The organism is Mycobacterium sp., from assembly GCF_035570115.1.
Lineage (GTDB): Bacteria > Actinomycetota > Actinomycetes > Mycobacteriales > Mycobacteriaceae > Mycobacterium.
In genome coordinates this window covers 1-5,768 of sequence record NZ_DATMLH010000113.1, presented here as the reverse complement: position 1 = coordinate 5,768, position 5,768 = coordinate 1, and the positions used below count along the sequence as shown (strand labels likewise).

Annotated in this window: 6 protein-coding genes; 2 read left to right on the top strand and 4 right to left on the bottom strand. The window is 64.0% G+C overall.

What is annotated here, in order from left to right; translation table 11 throughout:
* From VNW74_RS10125 to mdlC, 4 genes are all read right to left on the bottom strand, one after another.
* On the bottom strand, positions 1 to 1,068 hold a 1,068-nt coding region (locus VNW74_RS10125), incomplete at its 3' end, for an alpha-hydroxy-acid oxidizing protein (protein ID WP_325676468.1).
* 63 nt (positions 1,069 to 1,131) lie between these two features.
* Complete coding sequence (locus tag VNW74_RS10120; RefSeq protein ID WP_325676467.1) at positions 1,132 to 1,533, bottom strand: tautomerase family protein; 402 nt, start codon at positions 1,531 to 1,533, stop codon at positions 1,132 to 1,134.
* A gap of 92 nt (positions 1,534 to 1,625) precedes the next feature.
* The gene (locus VNW74_RS10115) at positions 1,626 to 2,711 is read right to left on the bottom strand and encodes an enolase C-terminal domain-like protein (protein ID WP_325676466.1); all 1,086 of its coding nucleotides are present in this window, start codon (positions 2,709 to 2,711) and stop codon (positions 1,626 to 1,628) included.
* A gap of 66 nt (positions 2,712 to 2,777) precedes the next feature.
* Entirely contained in the window at positions 2,778 to 4,391 is a 1,614-nt protein-coding gene (gene mdlC, locus VNW74_RS10110; RefSeq protein WP_325676465.1) for a benzoylformate decarboxylase, read from the bottom strand.
* On the opposite strand from mdlC, the gene VNW74_RS10105 reads away from it, so the two are divergent.
* Both VNW74_RS10105 and VNW74_RS10100 read left to right on the top strand, forming a co-directional pair.
* Positions 4,372 to 4,524: a hypothetical protein gene (locus tag VNW74_RS10105; protein ID WP_325676464.1), complete on the top strand. Its 153-nt coding sequence runs from the start codon at positions 4,372 to 4,374 to the stop codon at positions 4,522 to 4,524. The two genes, mdlC and VNW74_RS10105, sit on opposite strands and share 20 nt — an antisense overlap.
* 130 nt (positions 4,525 to 4,654) lie before the next feature.
* Complete coding sequence (locus VNW74_RS10100) at positions 4,655 to 5,629, top strand: quinone oxidoreductase (protein WP_325676463.1); 975 nt, start codon at positions 4,655 to 4,657, stop codon at positions 5,627 to 5,629.
* Positions 5,630 to 5,768 lie beyond the last annotated feature (139 nt).

The following is a 5,768-nucleotide window of genomic DNA, read 5'->3' as shown; positions in this document are numbered from 1 at the left end:
ATAGTGGGTCAGGCTTTCTGCACCGCCGTAAGACAGCGCGTAGGCATAGGGCCGCCCAAGCCCGACTGCCGTCGCACCGAGGGCCAGCGCAATGATCGCGTCGGTAGCCGAGCGCACGCCGGAGTCGAACATGACTGGTGTGGAGCCGGCCGCTTTGACGATGCCGGGGAGCAACTGCAGTGTTGATACCGCCGAATTTGCCTGACGGCCACCATGATTGGTGCAGTACAATACATCTGCGCCGTTGTCGATCGCCAGGCGCGCGTCGTCGGGATGTTGAATTCCCTTAATGGCGATCGGAAGCTTCGTCTGGCTCCGGATCCAGCGCAGGTCCTCCCATGACAGCGGATGGGCGAAGATCTTCGAATAGTGCGCCAGGGCGGCCGGCTGGTCTTCTTCCGGCGGCTTGGCGAGGTGCTTGGTGAAGTTTTCGTCTGTGTAGTAATTCTGCATGCAGAAGCCGCGAAACTGCGGAAAGTTTCCCCGTTCAAGATCCATCGGCCGGAAGCCAAGCGTCCAGGAGTCCACGGTAACCACCAGAGCGGAGTAGCCGCTGGTCTCTGCGCGATTGATCAAACTTGCCGCCAGCTCGCGATCGGCGGGCAGGTAGAGCTGAAAGAAGTTGGGCGTCTCGCCCGCATGTTTGATCACGTCCTCCATGCGTGTCTGCGTGAACGTCGACAGCGTGTACGGAACTCCGGTCGCCGCCGACGCCTGTGCGGTGGCCACATCTCCATGAAAGTCGGGTGCGCACAAGCCCACCAAGCCGATTGGGGCAAGGAACATCGGCGAGGCCAGACGCTTGCCGAACAACTGGATCGACAGATCGCGTTCGGGAGGGCTGACCATCATCCGGGGCACGATGCCATAGCAGGAGAACGCAGCGATGTTCGCGCGCTGGGTCCGGCCATCACCTGCGGCTGCCGACACATAGCGATACACCCAATCCGGAAGTGCCTCGGATGCTTTGCGTTCGATGGAGGCAAAGTCGAAGGGGTATCGGGTCGTTACTCCTTGAACCGCTGCGGCATAGACCTCATTTTGGAAATCACCGAAGTTGGCGCTCATGCTGATTCAACCCTTTCAACGATTAGGCAGTCTCGGGTGGATTTGCTACCGAAGTCGCTCAAGCTACTTGTCATTCGCGGCGATCCAGGCCTGCTCTTGGCCGGGCTCGGGCAGGACACGGCCGCCTTCGACCGCGCCACTCGCCGGGCTGTTTTGGATCACCATCATCACCCGGTCGGCGGGAACATTGGCGATCCGAGAGACCGCGTCCGCGATTTCCGTTGCGAGACGGGTGGTTTTGTCTGTTGGATGACCTGATCGGACCCAACCGTTAACCAGTACCGGATTGGCGGGTACGCCGTCGGTGTAGATGTCGCCGGCGGGCAGCTCGTGGAACACGACGTCGACATAGGTGGTGGGCACGTGGTTGATCTCAGAGTGGATACGGGTAATCTCTTGAGCCAACGCGCTCTTGGTCTCGGCGGTCAGCGTCGATGTTGTCGTCGTGCACGTGTAGACCGGCATGTTCGCTCCTTGACTAGACGATGAGCTGGCGGCGTCACCACAGATGCGCCTGTTGTGGTTGGGTCCGTACCACGAACACCCGGTTTGATACGTCACTGGAATGCATATTTGTCCACCGCCTTCTCGTCCCACTCGAGACCAAGGCCTGGCCCTCGGGCGACGATTTTGCCTTTGTCGGGCACCAAGGGCTCGGTTAGGACGGCCCCGGCCAGGTCGAGATACTCAGACCAGGATGCCGTTGGTGAGCAGGCCATCGTGTGCGCGCTTCCCTCGATGTAGCTATGACTCGACAGCGGCAGTGAAGCCGCCTCGGCCTGCCCCGCGGCGGAGATCCAGCCGGTGACCCCACCGATCTTGATGATGTCGACCATCGCCAGATCGCTGGCTTTGGCGGCAATCGCGTTTGCCATCCCCCGCGGGAACCACCAGTTCTCGCCGGTTTGGATAGGAACCGGGCGAACGGCCTCACGAACGACACGGTGGCCGTGCAGGTCCTCGGCGCCGACCGGTTCTTCAATCCAGGTCAGATCAAACTCCTTCAGTCGCAAGATGAGATCGATGGCACCGGCTGTCGTTTGCGACTGATTCAGATCGACCATCAACCTGCGCTCGGGTCCGATCAGCTTGCGTACGGCGGCGACGGTTGCGACCTGATCGGCCACCTCGCCGGCGCCGAGCTTGATCTTGATCGCCTCAAACCCGTTTTCCATCGACGTCTCGAGTAAGGGCAGGTCGGTCTTGATGTCCACCAGGCCGTAGCTGTCGTAGGCGTCCAGCGGCTTGGGCTCGCCACCGAGCAGCACCGCTACGGGGAGATCGGCCGCCCGTCCAAGCGCATCCCACAGCGCCTGGTCAAGGGCACCGATGGCCATGCCGATCACTCCCTGCATGCCCACCAGCTTCAACTGCTTATCGAGCTGTCCCATGCGCTCGCGCGGTGACACCGTCTGTCCCACCAGCGCGGGTGCAACGTCGCGAAGGAACTGCACCAGCGTGCGCAGCAAAACAGGGGTGTAAGCGAAGGCATAACTGCGCCCGACAATCCCCTCGTTTGTCTGGACGTCAACAAGGACAAGCGGCGCAGCGGGAACGTCACCCGCGGCGGTGCGCAGCGGCCGGGCCATCGGCACCAGCACCGCGCGCGCCGCAATTGAATTGATGGTCAGCTTGTCAAACATAGATCGCTACGACCCTGCCTTCGCTCGGACTGGCCAATCCCGATCGCTGAGATTCCCTGATGGCAGCTATCCCAGATGCGCGGCCTTCGCTTTGGTCGGCACTACGATCACGGTGGGCCCGTCGGCCTTCAGCGCGGCATTGAATTCGTGGGCGAGCTTTTCGCAGCTGTCCACATTGACCGTGCGACACCCGAAACCCGTTGCGAGGGAGGCGATGTCGAGGCCTGGCAAGTCCAGTGCCGGCACGCCGGGTGTCTCTTCCAATACCGCGAATGACTTCAGGATCGAGTATTCGCCGTTGCGCATCGCGACGAACACGATCGGTAGCCGGTGTTGAGCGGCGGTGTAAAGCGCCTGCACCGAGTACTGCATCGACCCGTCGCCGATGGTGCAAAGGACGTGGCGCTTGACGCCACGGGCGCGGTCTCCCAGCGCGACGCCCACCGCCGCGGGCAACCCCCAGCCGATACCGCCGCTGGCAGTGGCGAAAAAGGACCCCGGCCGGGTGCTGGGCAGGAATCGCAGCTGTTGAGCCATCGTCGACGTCGATTCGGTGACCAACGGCGAATCGGCGGGCGTGACGTCTCTCAAGGTGGACCACACCGCGTCCGGCTCCAGTGGTGCCGACCCGGTCACATCGACTGCGGTGGTCGGCAGCTGTCTGGTCGGCACCGCCCGGTCGCTGTGATCGTCGACCATGCCCACCAACTGTTCCAGCGCCAGCAGCGTGTCCCCCAGAACGCTGTCACCAACCGGCGCCGCACCAGCCAGTCCCGGATCGGCGGTGATCTGTAGCAGTTCGGTGCCCTCGGGCAGGTACTCGCCGGCCACGTAGGGGTAGTACCGGAAGACCTGCGCCCCGATCACTACGACCACGTCATGGCCGCGCAGCACCTCGGTGACACCGGCGATGGTCATCGGCAGCTGTCCCTGGAATAGCCGGTGATCCTCGGGGAACGACGCCCGGTCGGGCAGCGGCCCGCTGTATACCGGCGCCCCGACCTTCTCGGCGAACGCCACACCGGCATCCCAGGCCCCGGCGCGATCGACCTCCGGCCCAAACACCAGCAGTGGCCGCTGCGCACCGTTGATGCGCTGGGCGAATCCGCGCAGCCGCTCGGCATCCGGGCTGACCCGGTGACTCACCGTGCGGACCACCGCTGGACCCAACGCCGGTTTCTCCCAGTCGTCGAGCGGGATCGACACAAACACCGGACCGGCGGGTGGCTGTAACGCCACCGCGTAGGCGCGCATGATCGCCGCCGGCACGTCCTCGGCGCGCTTGGGCTCATACGCCCACTTCACCCACGGCTGCGGAAACACCGTCTCGTCCTTGTTGGTCAGATATGGCTCGCACAACACCATTTCGCGGGTCTGCTGACCGGCCGTGACGATCAGCGGGGTGTTGCCCTTGGCCGCCGCCACCAGGTTGCCCATCGCGTTTCCCATCCCCGCGGCGGTGTGCACGTTGACCAGCGCGGGCTTGCCGGTGGACTGGGCGAACCCGTCCGCCATGGCCACCACCGACGCCTCCTGCAATCCCAGGACATAAGTGAAGTCGTCGGGGAAGTTCTTCAAGAACGTCTCCTCAGTGGAACCCGGGTTCCCGAACACCGTCGTGAGTCCCAGCTCACGAAGCAAGTCGTAGGTCACCTCGTGGATGCTTCTCGCATCTGCCATCGGTCTGCCCGCCCTTCTTATTCGAGCCGTGCACCATGTCGGCCACGCGCTGCTACCGACGAGCATCGCCGGAGGCACCGCGGCCGTCGATGTCGTGCGCTACAGCGTTGAGCAGCCGTCGCTGTTTCGCTGAACAACGCGCAATCAACTTCCAGGTTGCAGCCCGGCAGCCGGCAGCATTGTTCACCGCGACATCGACGCACTTTGATCGTTGTCGCCCGTTCCATCGACGGCGGCCGAATGTCTCTGTGAGATTAAGGGCTATGCATGCCGTTGAAGTCGCCGAGCATGGCGGACCGGAAGTCCTCAGCTACGTCGACAGGCCGCAGCCCTCCCCCGGCCCGGGCGAGGTGTCGATCAAAGCCGAGGCGATCGGCGTGAATTTCGTCGACACCTACTTCCGGTCCGGGCTGTACCCACACGAACTACCATTTGTCCTCGGCGCCGAGGTCGCCGGGACGGTCGCCGCAGTGGGTGACGGGGTCACGACGTTTAGTATCGGCGACCGGGTTGCCTGCGCCGACGCGGTCGGCGCATATGCCGAATACTGTGTTGCACCAGCCGATGTCGTAGCGCAGGTGCCCGACAATGTCGGATTTGACGTTGCCGCCGCGGCCCTCCTGAAGGGGATGACTGCACACCTGCTTATCAAATCGGTGTACGCGGTGCAGGACGGCGACACGGCGTTGCTGCACGCCGGGGCCGGCGGGGTGGGTCTGATCCTGACCCAGTGGGCAACCAGCTTGGGTGCTCGGGTGATCACCACCGCCTCCACCGCGGAGAAGGCAGAGCTGTCGCGCCGGGCCGGGGCGGTCGAGGTGCTCGACTATCCCGACGATCCGCAGCAGTTCGGGGCCAAGGTCCGATCGCTCAGCGGCGGTGCCGGCGTGGCCGCGGTGTATGACGGCGTGGGCAAGTCGACGTTCGACGCCAGCCTTGCCAGTCTCGCCGTCCGCGGCACGCTCGCGCTGTTCGGCGCGTCCAGCGGCCCGGTGCCTCCCGTCGACCCGCAGCGGCTCAACGCCGCCGGCTCGGTGTACCTTTCTCGGCCGTCGCGGCCCCACTTCATGCGCACCCACGACGAGTTTGCTTGGCGGACAGGGGAATTATTCCACCTCGTCGGCGACGGCACCATCGAGGTGACGGTCAGCGCACGCTACCCACTCAAGGAAGTGGCGCAAGCGCACCGCGATCTTCAGAGCCGCAAGACCATTGGCTCGGTGGTGCTCATTCCCTAGCGGACCGCGCCGGCGGCGGGTTGTTCACTCGCGGCTCACATGACAAATCGGACCACGATGACGAGCGCGACGCCGAGGATGGCGAAAGTCAACACTGTCATGGCGGCCTTCACGCCAGCGCTGGGCTGATGTTGTCCGG

Excerpts from the sequence above, each read along its gene's own strand:
- VNW74_RS10120 (WP_325676467.1), bottom strand. The coding sequence starts at position 1,533 with ATGCCGGTCTACACGTGCACGACGACAACATCGACGCTGACCGCCGAG.
- VNW74_RS10105 (WP_325676464.1), top strand. The coding sequence starts at position 4,372 with ATGCTTCTCGCATCTGCCATCGGTCTGCCCGCCCTTCTTATTCGAGCC.
- mdlC (WP_325676465.1), bottom strand. The coding sequence starts at position 4,391 with ATGGCAGATGCGAGAAGCATCCACGAGGTGACCTACGACTTGCTTCGT.
- VNW74_RS10100 (WP_325676463.1), top strand. The coding sequence starts at position 4,655 with ATGCATGCCGTTGAAGTCGCCGAGCATGGCGGACCGGAAGTCCTCAGC.
- VNW74_RS10115 (WP_325676466.1), bottom strand. The coding sequence starts at position 2,711 with ATGTTTGACAAGCTGACCATCAATTCAATTGCGGCGCGCGCGGTGCTG.